Annotated in this window: 16 protein-coding genes; 4 read left to right on the top strand and 12 right to left on the bottom strand. The window is 32.7% G+C overall.

The genetic code is table 11. The features are described from left to right. The 5 genes from HRU50_RS08745 to HRU50_RS08725 all read right to left on the bottom strand — a co-directional run bounded on the left by HRU50_RS08745 (position 1) and on the right by HRU50_RS08725 (position 3945). Positions 1-204 carry a membrane or secreted protein gene (locus HRU50_RS08745; protein WP_296350292.1) on the bottom strand — a complete coding sequence of 68 codons (204 nt, stop codon included), beginning with the start codon at positions 202-204 and terminating at the stop codon, positions 1-3. Between the two features lie 92 nt (positions 205-296). Continuing rightward, entirely contained in the window at positions 297-1082 is a 786-nt protein-coding gene (locus HRU50_RS08740; RefSeq protein ID WP_296350290.1) for an anti-sigma factor, read from the bottom strand. A gap of 11 nt (positions 1083-1093) precedes the next feature. Further along, a complete protein-coding gene (locus tag HRU50_RS08735) occupies positions 1094-1627 on the bottom strand; it encodes a sigma-70 family RNA polymerase sigma factor (protein ID WP_296350288.1) in 534 nt (177 codons plus the stop codon). A 117-nt stretch (positions 1628-1744) separates the two neighbouring features. Continuing rightward, entirely contained in the window at positions 1745-2755 is a 1011-nt protein-coding gene (murB, locus tag HRU50_RS08730) for a UDP-N-acetylmuramate dehydrogenase (RefSeq protein WP_296350286.1), read from the bottom strand. After that, positions 2755-3945 carry a pyridoxal phosphate-dependent aminotransferase gene (locus tag HRU50_RS08725; RefSeq protein WP_296350284.1) on the bottom strand — a complete coding sequence of 397 codons (1191 nt, stop codon included), beginning with the start codon at positions 3943-3945 and terminating at the stop codon, positions 2755-2757. The genes murB and HRU50_RS08725 overlap by 1 nt, the downstream gene beginning before the upstream one ends. 112 nt (positions 3946-4057) lie before the next feature. On the opposite strand from HRU50_RS08725, the gene HRU50_RS08720 reads away from it, so the two are divergent. Next, positions 4058-5413, top strand: a complete 1356-nt coding sequence (locus HRU50_RS08720) for an aspartyl protease family protein (RefSeq protein WP_296350282.1) — start codon at positions 4058-4060, stop codon at positions 5411-5413. Between the two features lie 30 nt (positions 5414-5443). Here the strand turns inward: HRU50_RS08720 and HRU50_RS08715 are convergent, their stop codons facing one another. Further along, entirely contained in the window at positions 5444-5875 is a 432-nt protein-coding gene (locus HRU50_RS08715) for a DUF1573 domain-containing protein (protein ID WP_296350280.1), read from the bottom strand. Positions 5876-6064: 189 nt separating this feature from the next. On the opposite strand from HRU50_RS08715, the gene HRU50_RS08710 reads away from it, so the two are divergent. Then, a complete protein-coding gene (locus tag HRU50_RS08710) occupies positions 6065-8701 on the top strand; it encodes a valine--tRNA ligase (RefSeq protein WP_296350277.1) in 2637 nt (878 codons plus the stop codon). A 229-nt stretch (positions 8702-8930) separates the two neighbouring features. On the opposite strand, the gene HRU50_RS08705 is transcribed toward HRU50_RS08710, so the two are convergent. The 5 genes from HRU50_RS08705 to HRU50_RS08685 all read right to left on the bottom strand — a co-directional run bounded on the left by HRU50_RS08705 (position 8931) and on the right by HRU50_RS08685 (position 12763). Next, on the bottom strand, positions 8931-9275 hold the full coding sequence (locus HRU50_RS08705) for a 5-carboxymethyl-2-hydroxymuconate Delta-isomerase (protein WP_296350275.1): 345 nt from the start codon (positions 9273-9275) through the stop codon (positions 8931-8933). A 50-nt stretch (positions 9276-9325) separates the two neighbouring features. Then, entirely contained in the window at positions 9326-9901 is a 576-nt protein-coding gene (locus HRU50_RS08700; RefSeq protein ID WP_296350273.1) for a helix-turn-helix domain-containing protein, read from the bottom strand. Then, a complete protein-coding gene (locus tag HRU50_RS08695) occupies positions 9891-10364 on the bottom strand; it encodes a hypothetical protein (protein ID WP_296350271.1) in 474 nt (157 codons plus the stop codon). The genes HRU50_RS08700 and HRU50_RS08695 overlap by 11 nt, the downstream gene beginning before the upstream one ends. A 1-nt stretch (position 10365) precedes the next feature. Further along, positions 10366-11751, bottom strand: coding sequence for a serine hydrolase (locus HRU50_RS08690; protein WP_296350269.1), 1386 nt, complete (start codon positions 11749-11751; stop codon positions 10366-10368). Positions 11752-11878: 127 nt separating this feature from the next. Continuing rightward, positions 11879-12763 carry a hypothetical protein gene (locus tag HRU50_RS08685; protein ID WP_296350267.1) on the bottom strand — a complete coding sequence of 295 codons (885 nt, stop codon included), beginning with the start codon at positions 12761-12763 and terminating at the stop codon, positions 11879-11881. 323 nt (positions 12764-13086) lie between these two features. Here HRU50_RS08685 and HRU50_RS08680 point away from each other — a divergent pair, with 323 nt between their 5' ends. Together HRU50_RS08680 and HRU50_RS16040 are read left to right on the top strand one after the other, a co-directional pair. Next, entirely contained in the window at positions 13087-14523 is a 1437-nt protein-coding gene (locus HRU50_RS08680; protein ID WP_296350266.1) for an NADP-dependent isocitrate dehydrogenase, read from the top strand. Positions 14524-14630: 107 nt separating this feature from the next. Further along, entirely contained in the window at positions 14631-14840 is a 210-nt protein-coding gene (locus HRU50_RS16040; RefSeq protein WP_366927370.1) for a PLDc N-terminal domain-containing protein, read from the top strand. Position 14841: 1 nt separating this feature from the next. On the opposite strand, the gene rodA is transcribed toward HRU50_RS16040, so the two are convergent. Continuing rightward, entirely contained in the window at positions 14842-16122 is a 1281-nt protein-coding gene (gene rodA / locus HRU50_RS08675) for a rod shape-determining protein RodA (RefSeq protein WP_296350263.1), read from the bottom strand. Positions 16123-16124: the final 2 nt, after the last annotated feature.

Here is a 16124-nt window from a genome sequence, read left to right as displayed (position 1 = left end):
TTATGCGTGATGAGTTTCGTTACAGTCTTTAAATTGATCTGGTGTTTTACCACAAAATCCGCAGGCTTCACCTTCTCTATTAAGCATTGGGTTTTGACTTGCACAAGTTCCTGCAAATTCACCATCTTTTTTTGCCCACAACTTTATTGCTATACCAGCAATTGCTAATAATAATAAACCTAAGGTAAGAAGTAACAATTTCATTTTGAATACTTATTTGAGGCAAAGATAATGCTTTTATAAGTTTATTGATATAAAAATTAGGTATTAAACATTAATAATTGACCACGGTTCCTTTATTCATCTTTTAACGAAATCTCAGCGACTTCAGTGCTATTGTCTGGGTCACCTTCGGTTCCGATCTTAATACTTAGAGCTAATGCATCTTCAAGATATGGAATTTGTTTTAAGGTGCGTTGTGATTCGTCTAGTATGCCAAGATGCACCATTCTGTCTTGTAATTCTGCCCAAATTTCATATTGTTGATCTGCTGGTAATTCAGGCAATTTAATAACATCGATCATGGATGTTTTTTCAACAGGATTAATGTAAGCAACAGTTTTTAAGTCTTTAGCTCTGTCATTACCGTTTATAAGATATTTTCTGGCATCAGGATGATTGAGCTTGCTCAATTCAGCAGCCAATTGATCTAGTTTTGCATTATTGTTTTCAATATCACTTCTTAAATCAAAAATCTCATCAACAACGACGTTATTTTCATCATTAAGTTTCAGATTTTTTTGATATAAGAATAAGGTTGATGCTGCAAATAAAACTGCCGCTGCACTTGCAGCAATACTATACCAAGGTGTTTTTCTATGCTGAACAAGTTGAATGACTTTAGCGTCATTAGAATTGTCTAATTCTTCAAGGATGTTATTTAAAACATGCTTAGGTACGTCTACTGCACCAGCTTTAGCAATAATTTCTAAATTATTCTGAAGCTTTTCATAAGCTTCGGCTGCTTCAGGATAAGATTTTATATAATGTTCAACTTCTTGAGTCTCCTGTAAAGTTGTCTCACCTACTAAGTATTTGTTTAGAAGGTTAGAATTTAAAAAACTGTGTAATTTTGTTTCCATAGTTTAAGGTTTTATGGATTATAAACCTTTTTAAGTTCTCTTAATCCTATTTTTAATCTAGATTTTATCGTACCTAATGGGATATTAAGCTCATCGCTTGCCTCCTGTTGCGTCATACCTTCAAAGAATAAGGCATTTAAAACAATTTGATACTTTTCTTCCAGTTTTTCAACATGTTCTCTAATGTCTAAAACATCTTGGTTGAGATTACTTGTTGGTAGGATATATACGTTAGAAGTGTCAATTTGGACTTCTTTCTGATAACGATTATTAAAACTACGCAGTTTATCAATCGCTGTATTTCTAGCAATTCTGAATAACCAAGTAAATAACTTCGCCTTTTTAGCGTCATATTTAGAAGCGTTTTTCCAAACCTTAACAAAAGTTTCTTGGAGTGCGTCTTGAGCGATTTCTTCGTTAATAGTAATTTTTAAAATAACACCATAAAGACTATTAGAATAATTTTCGCATAACAAATTAATTGCACGCTGATCACCTGTTTTTAAATACTTAATTATTTGCTGCTCAATTGGTGTAATGCTCAAAACCTGATTCTCTTATTTTGAATGATTTAATTGGGATGTCGTAAATATAACCAAATACAATATATTAACTAATTGCTATTCATCTGTTTAGTTGCTGACTAAAGAATTACAATTTTTTTAAATAACGTTAACTTCAGTTTCAATGGTAATATTAAAAAGACGTTTTACTGTTTTTTGAATGAGTAAGGCCAATTTGTAAATATCACTTCCTTTGGCGTCTCTATAATTAACTAGTACTAGGGCTTGTTTATTGTGTACACCATAATCCCCAAATCTTTTACCTTTAAATCCAGCTTTTTCTATAAGCCAACCCGCAGGAACTTTAATTTCGGTTTCCGATATTTTATAAGATGGTATTTCTGGAAAATTAGTCTTAAGACTATTAAAATGCTCTATTGAGATTACAGGATTTTTAAAGAAACTACCACTATTGCCTATATCTTTTGGGTCTGGCAGTTTACTCTGTCTTATAGCAATTACAGCTTTTGAAATATCTTGAATTGTAGGTTCAGAAATATTCATGTCGTCTAACTGTTGCGTTATAGCACCATAATTCATATGCAACTTGTGAATACCTTTTGAGAGCTTAAAACTAACACTTGTTATAATGTATTGACCTTTTAGATGTTGCTTAAAGACGGATTCTCTATAGCCGAATTGACAATCTTCCTTAGAGAACGTTTTTAAGTCTTGATTAGCGATACTCATAGCTTCACAAGAATGAAAAACATCCTTTAACTCAACACCATAGGCACCAATGTTTTGAATAGGCGCTGTACCAACATTACCTGGAATTAATGATAAGTTTTCCACGCCACCAAAATCATTATGTAAACACCATATCACAAATTCATGCCAGTTTTCGCCAGCCATTACTTTGACAATAACTGAATCTTTATTGTCCTCAATAACCTCGAAACCCTTAAGATTAATGTGAAGTACTAAGGCCTCTATATCTTGAGTAAGAAGCATGTTGCTTCCACCACCAAGAATGAAAAAATCCTTTGTGTTGTTTTGCAGTACATCTCTTAATTTCTGAACCGAAGTGACACTACAATAGGCTTTAGCTTTAGTATCAATACCAAATGTGTTATATGGTTTTAGGGATATGTTCTGTTCGATTTTCATTAGTCTTTATAGACCTTGAGTGCTTCAGCTAATACCTTTACAGCGGTTCTTAAACTTTCTTCTTTAAGTACGTAAGCAATTCTAATTTGGTTCTTTCCAACACCTTCTGTAGAATAAAAACCTGCAGCTGGTGCCACCATTACAGTGTTATTTTCAAAATCAAATTCTTCTAACAACCAGCGTGCAAAATCATCAGAATTCTTTACTGGTAACTCGGCAATACAATAAAAAGCTCCATTTGGTTTCGCCACTTTTACACCAGGAATTTTTTGTAATTCTTCGATGAGTAGATTTCTTCGAGACACATATTCGTCTATCACTTCATCAAAATATGTTTGAGGTGTATCTAATGCTGCTTCACTAGCAATTTGTGCTAAGGTTGGTGGACTTAATCTTGCTTGAGCAAACTTTAAAGCTGTGCTTATAACTTCCCTATTTTTTGAAACAAGATATCCAATTCTTGCACCACACATACTATAGCGTTTAGATACAGAATCTATTACGATGGCGTGTTCTGACAAACTTGGTTCTTCTAAGATTGAGAAATGAGAAATACCATCATAAACGAACTCTCTGTACACTTCATCAGCAATTAAAAAGAGATCGTGCTTTTTTACAATTTCAGCAAGTTTTTGAATTTCTTCTTTTGAGTATAAGTAACCTGTCGGATTTCCAGGATTACAAATTAAGATCGCTTTTGTTTTAGATGTTATTAACTTTTCGAATTCTTCAATTGCAGGTAGTGCGAAGTTATCTTCTATTTTAGAAATTACTGGCACAACTTTTACACCTGAAGATGTCGAAAACCCGTTGTAATTTGCATAAAATGGCTCAGGAATAATGATTTCATCATCTTTATCCATAATACTTCCAAACGCAAAAAGTAAGGCTTCACTACCACCAGTCGTGACGATAATATCATCATGATTTACGCTGATGTCATTACGACCGTAATACTCAGCAATCTTGGTTCTGTAGCTCTCAGAACCTTCAGATCTCGAATATGCCAAGGTTTCAAGTGTTATGCCTTTGATAGCATCTAGTGCTACTTGAGGTGTTTTAATATCTGGTTGACCAATATTGAGGTAATATACATTTTTACCTTTTTTTTCTGCATTTTCAGCAAACGGAACCAATTTTCTAATTGGTGATTCAGGCATCTGAATGCCCTTAGTTGAAATCTTTGGCATGTTACATCTTTAAAACACAAAGTTCTAAAAATTCTTAAAGTTTATGTAAAAAAATGTGCTTAAAATGTCAGCTTGAATAAAGATTTGTAAATTGATTATAAATCAATCAATCTTGAAACTTAAATCAATCCATATTTTCCTGATATTACTTTGTTTTCATTGCGGCATTTTAGGCGCTCAAGGCAATTTTTTCCTCAAAGGGAATTCTTCAGATAAAATAAAGTTTGAGTTGGTGAGTAATTTAATCATTATACCAATAGAGGTTAATGATGTGCCTTTGTCCTTTGTGCTTGATACAGGTGTTAGTAAGCCTATTTTGTTTAATCTTACCGAAGACGACTCACTAAATCTTCAAAGTATTCAAAAATTTAGCCTTCATGGTTTAGGTGCCGATGGTGAAATTGAAGCCATCAGATCAAAATACAATCGCATAAAATTTGGTAATGCTTTAGGGACTAATCAAGATTTGTTTGTTGTTTTCGACCAATCAATAGATTTTACTCCTCGACTTGGCATTTGGATTCATGGTATTATAGGTTATGATTTATTTAAAGATTTTATTGTTGAAATCAATTACAGCGGTAAGTATATCAGACTTCATAAACACGAATCATTTAAAAATAAAGCATCCAAAAAATGGAGAAGGATTCCTTTGGATGTGTATCGGAATAAACCTTATGTCAATTCATTTGCAACAATAGGTGAGGATGAAAAACCGATTAAACTTTTAATAGATACAGGTAGTAGTGATGCGCTATGGTTGTTCGAAAATAAAAATAAAGGACTTTATCCTAACCTAAATAAAAATTTTGTTGATTATTTAGGTAAAGGGCTTAGTGGATCTGTCTATGGAAAAAGGTCAAAGATTAATACTTTTAAATTGAGTGATTTTGAGCTTAATAATGTGAACGTCGCATTTCCAGATTCTGTCTCAATTGATAAAAATCGCATATATAAGGATCGTAACGGGAGTTTAGGTGGTGAGATTTTAAAACGTTTTAATTTGTTTTTTGACTATAAGAATGAAATGCTCTATCTAAAAAAGAATAGTAACTATAAGTTATCCTTTACCTACAATAATAGTGGCATAGTTTTAGAGCGTAATGGGTCTCAGTTCATTAGAGAAAAAGTAAAAGTTCCGTCTAAAGATAACTTTTCACAGAGCGATATGAATGCTGTAAGAATTAATATGTCCATAGATTACCGTGTGGTTCTAAAACCTATTTATGAAGTTGTAGAGCTAAGAGAAACATCTAATGCATATGCATCTGGTTTGAGAATTGGTGACATCATTATTGCTGTAAACGGACATGAAGTTTATGAATATAAATTACCTGAAGTAAACAGCTTTTTTCATGGTAATCCTGGTAAAGTGGTTCGACTTAAGATTGAACGCTATGGTAAAACAATGACCATTAAATTTAAGTTAGACGACGTATTTAAAATAACTAAGCCTTCAAAAAATTGAAGGCTTAGTCTTATTATGTGGTGATTGAATTTATTGTTCAATCATACTTTTTTCTTTCTTTTCAAGTACGCTTGTTCTGTTTGGGTCTACAACCAAACCTTTAATCTTTAAAGCCACTGTTGGTGTTTCAGCATTAGAAAACACTGTAATTGTTTTTCTAATAGGGTTAACTCTATTTGTGTCATACTTTACTTCAATCTCACCAGTTTCACCAGGCATAATTGGGCCTTTTGGTTTTTTAGGAACTGTACAACCACAACTAGACTTTACTCTAGTTATCTCTAAAGGCGCATCACCTGTATTTGTAAATTCAAAAACCCTTACACCATCAGCACCTTTTTCTATTGTGCCGTAGTCAATTACGGTAGTTTTAAATTCTATTTTGGCTATTTTCTTGTCTTCTTGAGCGAAAGAACCAAGACTTATTAAACCTACAAATAATAATGCTATTAAATTTTTCATCATTTTAATTTTAAATTGATAAAATCAAAGCTAGTTACTTTTTGGCATATTGCAAAATATATTAGACGTATTACACCAATATTAACATCGTTTCAGTTAATTGTTTTTTAAGATTATAAACACTTTAATTTCTCAAAAAAAGAAATATAAGTACTTTTGCACATCAATTGACAAAAACTGTTCCAAAGTATGCAAGTTCCATCAAAATATGATGCTAGTAAGGTAGAAGGTAAGTGGTATGACTACTGGATGAAACACAATTATTTTCATTCAGAACCAGACGAAAGAGAACCATACACTATTGTAATTCCACCACCTAATGTGACAGGAATATTACATATGGGACATATGTTAAATAATACCATTCAAGATGTGTTAATTCGTCGTGCGCGTTTGCAAGGTAAAAATGCGTGTTGGGTTCCTGGTACAGACCACGCATCTATTGCTACAGAAGCTAAGGTTGTTGCTAGGCTTAAGGAACAAGGCATTGATAAAAACGATTTAACACGCGATGAATTTTTAAAGCACGCTTGGGATTGGACGCACGAATATGGTGGAGTTATTCTTGAGCAATTGAAAAAACTAGGTTGTTCTTGCGATTGGGATAGAACCAAATTTACAATGGATGACGATATGTCTGAAGCTGTAATTAAAGTGTTTGTTGATTTGTATAACAAAGGCTTAATTTATCGTGGTTACCGAATGGTAAATTGGGACCCAGAAGCAAAAACTACACTATCTGATGAAGAAGTAGAATACATTGATAAGCAAGGGAAATTATACCACATCAATTATCAGATTGAAGGTTCTGATGAGGTGCTAACTATTGCTACAACGCGTCCTGAAACTATTTTAGGAGACTCTGCTATCTGTATCAATCCTAATGATGAGCGTCATTTTAACCTAAAAGGAAAGAAGGCGATTGTACCTATTTGTAATCGTGTGATTCCGATTATTGAAGACGAGTATGTAGATGTTGAATTTGGTACTGGATGTTTAAAAGTAACACCAGCGCACGATGAAAATGATAAAGTTCTTGGTGACAAGCATAATCTTGAAGTAATTGATATATTCAACGAAGATGCAACTTTAAATAGCTATGGATTACATTACGAAGGTAAAGATCGTTTTGATGTTAGAAAATCCATCGTAGAAGAATTGGAAGAGCTTGGTTTAATTTCAAAAATTGAAGACCACAACAATCGTGTTGGAATTTCAGAACGTACCAAGGCGATTATCGAACCTAGATTATCAGACCAATGGTTTTTAAAGATGGAAGAATTGGTAAAACCTGCTATTGAAGCGGTTTTAGGTGAAGATAGAGAGGTGAAGTTATTCCCAAGAAAGTTTGAAAATACGTATCGCCACTGGATGGAAAACATTCGCGATTGGAACATTTCTCGTCAGTTACTTTGGGGACAACAAATACCTGCCTATTACTATGGAGACGGAAAAGAAGATTTTGTTGTTGCTGAAAACATCGAAGATGCACTTAAGCTAGCTCAAGAAAAAACTTCAAACTTGGAACTTCAAGTTTCAGACTTAAAGCAAGAAACTGACGCTCTAGATACTTGGTTCTCGTCATGGTTATGGCCAATGAGTGTTTTTGACGGCATTAGAAACCCAGAAAACAAAGACATCAAATACTATTACCCTACTAACGATTTGGTAACAGGTCCAGACATTCTGTTCTTTTGGGTAGCACGTATGATTATTGCTGGTTACGAGTATAAAGATGAACGACCATTTCAGAATGTATATCTTACAGGATTGGTGCGCGATAAGCAACGTCGTAAGATGAGTAAATCTTTAGGGAACTCGCCAGATGCATTAAAGCTGATAGAAGATTATGGTGCTGGTGGAGTTCGTGTAGGTTTATTATTAAGTTCGGCTGCAGGAAACGATTTGTTGTTTGATGAAGCACTTTGTCAACAAGGCAAAGGACTTGGAAACAAAATATGGAGTGCGTTTTATTTAACGACACTTTGGGAAGTGTCTAAAGACATTGAGCAACCACAATCTAGTAAGATTGCATTAGAGTGGTTTGAAGCGAAGTTCCAAAAAGTATTAGCAGAGATTGAAGACCATTTTAGTAAGTATCGTTTAAGCGATGCTATTATGGCAATTTATAAACTGATTTATCATGATTTTTGTGGATGGTTGTTAGAGATTGTAAAACCAGCTTATGGTCAACCAATTGATGCGACAACATATAATCAAGTCATCACTTTGTTAGAAGACAACTTGAAAATCTTACATCCATTTATGCCATTTATTACTGAAGAAATCTGGCAATTAATTGCTGAAAGAACATCAGAAGAAGCATTAATTATTTCAAAATGGCCAGAAACAAAATCGGTTAATGAAGGATTAATTACTGAATTTGATTTTGCTTCAGATGTAGTTTCTGGAATTAGAACCATTAGAAAAGAAAAGAATATTGCTTTTAAAGAAGCCATAGAGTTTTCTGTAATTAATAATGAAAATGTAGCCAATACTTTTGATGAGGTAATTGTGAAGTTAGGTAATCTTGAAGGTGTAAATTATGTGTCTGAGGCTATTGAAGGTGCATTAACGTACAGAGTAAAATCTAACGAGTATTTTATTCCAATGTCTGGCGCAATTGATGTAGAAGCAGAAATCAAGAAATTAACTGAAGAATTAAACTATACTGAAGGATTCTTAAAATCAGTTCAAAAGAAGTTGTCTAATGAACGTTTTGTAAACAATGCACCAGAGCAAGTAGTTGCTGGTGAAAAGAAAAAGGAAGCTGACGCACTTGCTAAGATTGAAACATTAAAAACGAGTTTGGCGAGTTTACAGTAAGAATCATTGCGAACGCGGTGAAGCAATCTTATCCTTGGTTCTGAGATTACTTCGTCATTTCATTTCCTCGTAATGATAAAACATTTAAAAACTGCTTAAAACAGCAGTCTTTTTTTAAGGTGCTTTATTGTTCTAACAGTATAGGATAATTATGATCTTAAACTTCAATAGAAAAGGAACATATAAGTTGTTACCCAACCTTTCTATTCAATTTATAGCTTGTTCAATTTTAGATCATTGATTTATTACAGTAAGTTGCCTTTTCAAAATCCCTGATATTTATTGAAATAACTGGGATATTGGGGAACATTAATTTCAATTCCATAATAACTCTTTCCGAGAGGTTCTTTTTTTGAGATACAGTTCGTCCTTCCATAATATTCGCAAAAATGTGAATAAAATCACTTTCACTATTTCCAACATTATAATATTTATAAGGGTTGATTCTAACTTTGATATCTCCTTTGTCAAAAAGGTCGGTTGATTCTGCCGTGTCATATACTTTTTGAATAACTTCTTTTGGAGATTTTATATTTATGATATTTTCAGAACATTCAATTACAAAATGTGGCATAAATTATTTTGATTTAAGTGTGAGTTTTAACATTGGTATGGACTGACCTATTATTTTAAAAATTTAATTTTAGGAATATATATTACATCCTTTTCATTACTAATTCGGAATGTATTTAGCAATATTGATATCAAATTGATGAAATACAAAAAACCAATAACCATAAAAAATGTACTTAAAGTTATTTTGTCTGAGAGTCCAATTTTTGATATAATAAACAATATTACAGGAATAAAAAATAGTACTATTGTCCAAGTAATTTCGAAATTGATTAGATCTTTACCCAATTTATTACTGTCTTTAATCTTGCCTTTTTTCGAAGTCCAAAGTATAAATGGAATTAAAATCCCTAGTAAAGGGAAAAACAGAAAAGTTAGTGCAGATAGATTGAGATACGTTAAATATTTTCTATCTTCTTTTACTGACCAATCTATCAAATCATCTGGGGTAACGTTCAAGGCATTTGCTAATCGCTTCAATGATTCACCTGTAGGGTTTGAGGTCCCTTTTTCAATACGCTGTATTGTTCGTAAACTTAAACCAGATTCTTCTGCTAGAAATTCTTGTGACATTCCTTTCTGATTTCTTAATTCTTTTACTCTTAAAGCCAAATAGCTATTGTCCATTTTCTGCGGGTTTGTTTTTAGTTAAAGTTTTTCTGTGCCTCATTATGGCTATGGTTAATATTCCTAATAAAAACCCAGGAATCAATTGAACTAACGAACCATATATAACATGATTTAATAGCGCTTGTCCAAAATTATCAAAATATAATCCATAATGTGTCCCTATTTCCCATTTTGTATCTACCCACCAAAGTATGGCAACAGGAATCCTTGAAATAGGTGAGTAAAAAAGTAGACTTAATAAAAGAATTTTAAATGCTTGTTTATGCAAAGCCATTTTTATGCCTAGATATATCGCAAATCCTAAAGTAAGCCAAAGTAGTCCAATAATAAAAATAGCATTTTCAGGCAATCCCAATAGTTCTAAGCAATATCTAACAGGTGTCAGAATTAGCGCAATTATTATGGGGGCTTTAGCATAATGAGTGGCTTGTTTTATTATAGTTTTTTTGCTGTTTTTCATACTAATTCTTTTTAGCTATAATTTTACGACCAGATTGATTCATCGTTAAGCTAATAACCTTATTCATTTCATTTATATTAAACGTAATTTCTGCATTCACGATTTTTATAAAAAAAAGGTTTTGAGTTTCAGCAAATAGTTCAACCCTTTTGGTTTGACCCGGAGCTAATAAGTATAACTGATTCGCATTATCTAAACCGATTGTGAGATTTACGTTTGGTTTAACCTCATAAGTTCCTGTATATCTGTTTAATATTTCTACGGGAACAGCAATTGCCTTTTTTTCTTTTACACTGGTTTTAGTGACTGCTGTTACTTTATTTGAGTCAGGTTTAGGAACAAATAATTCTGCAACTTGTTTAACAATATTATTTACATTTTTACAATTACAATTGGTTAATGCAGTTATATACATATTTTCTTGAGGTAAAAACAAAGCGATACTTGTAAAGCCTTTTGTACTTCCTGTGTGTGCAATTACAGGAGAATTACCCAATTTTGACAACCTAAAGCCATATCCATATGGTATTCTTTTACCACTGTTTAATAGGGTTGGTGTCATAGCTTGCTTGATACTAGCTTCTTTTAAAAGCGTATTTGAAAGTAATGCGTTTTGCCATTTTAAAAGATCCTCTGTAGTAGATAATATCGCTCCTGCTGAATATGCTAATGATAAGTTCATATAATCTGCATTTATAAATTCATTTCGTTCAATTATATAGCCTTTAGTGCGGTTTGGAATACTATGTCTGTTATCACCTAAATATGATGATGTCATTCCTATTTTATCGAAAATATTTTCTTGAATAAACTCACCATATGATTGCATAGAAACCTTTTCAATAATTTGTCCTAGTAAAATATAACCTGCATTACTGTATTTAAATTTTTCACCTGGTATAAATTCCAATGGTTCGTCTTTGAAGTAGGTGATGAGTTCTTTAGGTGACCTATATATTCTTGAGGTATTATGGTTTTCACTTAAAAGCGTTTTGTTTTTAATACCCGAAGTATGATTTAATAAATGATGAATAGTAATATCATTGCCTACCTCAGTATATTCTGGAATGTATTTTTCAATTTTATCTTCAATATTAAGCTTGTCTTGCTCTGCAAGCATTAAAATTGAAACTGCAGTAAATTGTTTTGTGATTGAACCAATCTGAAATACGCTATTAAATTCTATAGGTATACTTAATTCTAAATTTGATTTTCCTATAGCTTTTTGATAAATAGCTTTACCGTTTTTAGCTACTAAGATTGTAATACCAGGTTCATTAGCACTATATTGTAAAGAAACTATGGAGTCTATTTTTGTCTCATAACTCTGACTAAAGCTGAAAAATGTAATAAATAGAAAGGCGAATCTGATAAAGAAAATGTTCATATGTTTGTATTTGATATTGATTGGACAAAACTAAATACAAACCTCACTGACACTTGCGCCAAGCTTATGACATCTTTATGACATATGTGTTAATTCGAGCTAATAAGTTTAATTGTAAATAAAATTCTTATATAATATCAAAGAATTTATAAGTCCGAGTCCATTGCGTGGATTCACCAGCTTTAAGGTGAATTTTGAAAAACATCTCAGGGCAAATCACGTGTTTCCAACCCCAAAGATTCACTTTATTGACTTTAAAATCACCCGTTGAAGTTATACCTATTTTGTTTTTGGCATTCAATAATTCCCATTTGTTTTCAATATTACTTTTTCCAGAAAGATTACTGAAGAAGAAATCGTCATTTGGTGTGTCGTTGAAACCTATTGAATTAGTGTTGATATCAACCTTATTTTCGAGGTTTACAGTTTTATGAAAGCGATGCGGATTGATTTCAAAAGGAAAGTTTAAGGTGTAATCAGTTCCAATTAGGTCATTGTTAATCGCTAAAAAGTTATGGTTGTATTCGTTTGTGATGATGTCTTTCTGTCCTGTGTTTTCAAGATGATAATGAATTGAAAAGCTGTTGCTGTCTAGAGTAATTTCTTTTTTTAAAACATAGGCATAACCATTTACAAGTTCAGATGTACAAATAATAATAGCTTTATTGTTTTTAATGTCGAATGTGAATTGGGCAGGTTTTATTTTATAATCTTCAAGAAAATGATAACTGTGTTTTTCTTTTTTAAGTAAACCGATTCCTATTTTATGAAACCAATCACCAATTCTTGTCTCTTTAAACCCAATAGGTGTTGTAGTGCTAAACTCGTTGTAAAAACCTTTTCCTATTGTTTTTTGATTTTTTGAAAAGGTATTTTCAATAGTTGAAACAGGAACACCTTTATAATGAACCTCGGTAATTTTACCAGTCCAATCAAAACGCGAAAAGTTATAACCTTCTAGAGGTTCATCAATATTTAGTTTTAAAAAATCGTTTTGTAACGTGTGAGGCATCTAAATTCATTCTTTATGAGAGTTTGCTAATATACATTCTCCGATGTTTAATGTAGATACATTCAGTAGTTTAATTCGCCAATTAATCTCTTAGAAAACCAAAGATGCAATCCTAAAAATTCGTTATCATGAAATTATAAAATGTTAAAAACTCTTAAAATTATTATTAAGCTAAAGTGGTATTAATATTAATTCTTGTTGATTTTATTGGTTTTACCGGCTTTTATATAATTTATATTTATGTAATACATAATAAACATATATAAAAGTATATGATTAATTATTTCCATATTTGCAGCGTAAACAAACTAATAACAAACAACATGATTAAAGTTTCATTAGCAAAAGGAGATGGCATAGGTCCTGAAATTATGGACGCAACTCTTAATATCTTAAGTGCTGCAGGAGCCGATTTAACTTTTGAGGAGATCGAAGTAGGTGAAAAAGTGTACTTATCTGGTAATTCAACAGGAATTTCTGGCGAAGCTTGGGAAACAATAAGAAGAAATAAAGTTCTTTTAAAAGCTCCAATTACGACACCACAAGGTGGCGGTTATAAAAGTTTGAATGTAACCATGCGTAAAACTTTAGGTTTATATTCAAATGTAAGACCTTGTAGAAGCTTACATCCATTTGTAACAACGAAACATCCAGACATGGATGTGGTAATCATTAGAGAAAATGAAGAAGACTTATATGCTGGTATTGAGCATCAACAAACCGATGAGGTTGTTCAGTGTTTAAAACTAATAAGTCGTCCGGGTTGTGAAAAAATTGTGACTTATGCCTTTGAATACGCACGTAAATATGGACGCAAAAAGGTGACTTGCTTTACTAAAGATAATATCATGAAGCAAACTGATGGTTTGTTTCATAAAGTCTTTGATGAAGTCGCAGAGCGTTATCCAGAAATTGAGAATGAGCATTGGATCGTAGATATTGGTTCTGCTTTATTAGCTGATTCGCCAGAGGATTTTGATGTTATTGTAATGCCAAACCTTTATGGAGATGTGGTTTCTGATATTGCAGCTCAAATCACAGGATCAGTAGGACTTGCAGGATCTGCCAATATTGGTCAAGAATGTGCAATGTTTGAAGCAATTCACGGTTCGGCACCAGATATTGCAGGAAAAAATATTGCAAACCCTTCTGGTTTAATCAATGGTGCTGTTATGATGTTGAATCATATTGGCCAAAGCGAAGTCGCAGAAAAAATTCAGAATGCATGGTTAAGAACCATCGAAGATGGAGTGCATACCAATGATATTTATGATCCTGTTATGAGTACTAAACGTGTTGGAACAAAAGAGTTTGCAGAAGCAGTAATTGCAAATCTTGGCAATAAACCAAAACAATTGCCAGAGGTGAGCTTTGACGATAGAACTCCGTTAGTGTTACCTAGATATCAAAGAAGACCATCTAGAGATAAAAAAGTGGTTGGAGTTGATTTATTTGTGGATTGGCATGGCTATGATGCTAATGAGTTAGCAACAAAACTTCAAAAACTTGATAATGATGAGTTAGAGTTGTCTATGATAACAAACCGTGGGATAAAAGTATGGCCTAATGGTTTTGAAGAAACGTTTTGTACGGATCACTGGCGATGTAGATATTCAGCAAAAGATGGGAAAGAATTGTCAAAAAGAAAAATTATAGAAGTCTTACAAGCAGCTTTGGATCATGGTATAGATGCCATAAAGACTGAAAACTTATATACGTTCGATGGTGTAAGAGGTTATTCTCTAGGCCAAGGACAATAGATTATTTCAAAACTTACATTCCAAGTGAATGTTAAATTTATGTGAGAGTTAGTTAATAGTTAGATTGTTAGTTAGACTTGGAATGTAAGTTAAAATAAAATGACACCATGACACTCGTAAATTCAGATTTGGTAAATTTTTTCATAGGTTGTTATATACTAATTGTTATCATTCTGTGTGTTGTTGTGCTTAGATCACAGATGAATTTTAGAGGAAAATTAACATGGTTAGTATTGTTACTGTGTTTACCTGTGCTTGGTGTCTTTTTTTATCTGATTTCAATAACGTTTAAGATTAATGTTATTGAAACTGAATAAATTACCACTCATTTATTTTGTTACTATCTAATTTTACAAAAATGAATAGTAAGATAGTAAAACCCCATAATCCGGAACCTCCGTAACTAAAGAATGGTAATGGAATTCCAACGGTAGGAATTAAGCCCATAACCATTCCGATATTAATAGTAAAATGTATGAATAGGATAGAGGCTACACCATAACCGTAGACTCTACTAAATTGTGACTTTTGTGCTTCGGCTAAATACAAAATTCTAACTATAAGAAGCACGAACAATATCACCACAAAACTGCTACCAAGAAAACCCCATTCTTCCCCAACGGTGCTGAAAATATAATCTGTTTCTTGTTCAGGAACAAATTTTCCCGTAGTTCTGGTACCTTGAAGAAAACCTTTACCAGATAAACCTCCAGATCCGATAGCCTCTTCTGATTGTATAAGGTTATAGGCCTCCCTTTTTCGCATTTGCTCTAGTTTCACTGGGTCTTTTTCGAGCCTAAGAAAAATAGAAATTCTATTTTGTTGATGTGGTTTTAATCCATGCTGATAGAACAATTTAACACCATAAGAAAAACCAATTGCCAATAAAAAAACAGCAATATATTGAAGTAGTGAACCTCTTTTTCGTTTCCGAAAGAAATAACGAATACCTAAAACAATTAGACAAATTACACCACTAATAACAATACCGAATTTAAGCGCTAAAACAGCAAGAACAATTACTGAAAGTGCTACGATGAGATATATTTGTTGCAATCCTTCTCTGTAAAATACAAAGAAAAAAGAGGCGTACACTATGGTACTTCCGGCATCATTTTGAAGTAAGATTAACAGTGCTGGTATAAAAATGATAGCTGCTACCCTAATTTGATCTTTTAGAGTTTTCATATTAGTTTGAAGGTCGCTAATATATTTAGCGACAGCCAAAGATGTGGCAAACTTCGCAAATTCACTAGGTTGAATGGTCATACTGCCGATGCCATACCAAGAACGTGCGCCATTAACATCTTTTCCAAATATGAATAAACCTACAAGAGATAGCAAGGCGACGAGATAAATGATGCTGGCAAACCTTTCATAAAATTTAGCTTCGAGCGAGAGGATTAAAATGATTAGCACTAACGAAAGACCTATAAACACAGATTGCTTGCCATAAAGTGTTGACATATTGAAATAGCTCGTAATTTCACCTTCATGAGAAGCCGATAATATGTTTAGATAACCAAAGCCAACTAACAACAGAAATATTATAATAATAAGCCAGTCGAATTTAAATCGTCTTTGGTTTTCTCTCAGCATAA

This window comes from Winogradskyella sp. (assembly GCF_013213835.1).
GTDB lineage: Bacteria > Bacteroidota > Bacteroidia > Flavobacteriales > Flavobacteriaceae > Winogradskyella.
The sequence above is the reverse complement of the archived record's forward strand: the minus strand, read 5'-3'. Positions and strand labels throughout refer to the sequence as shown.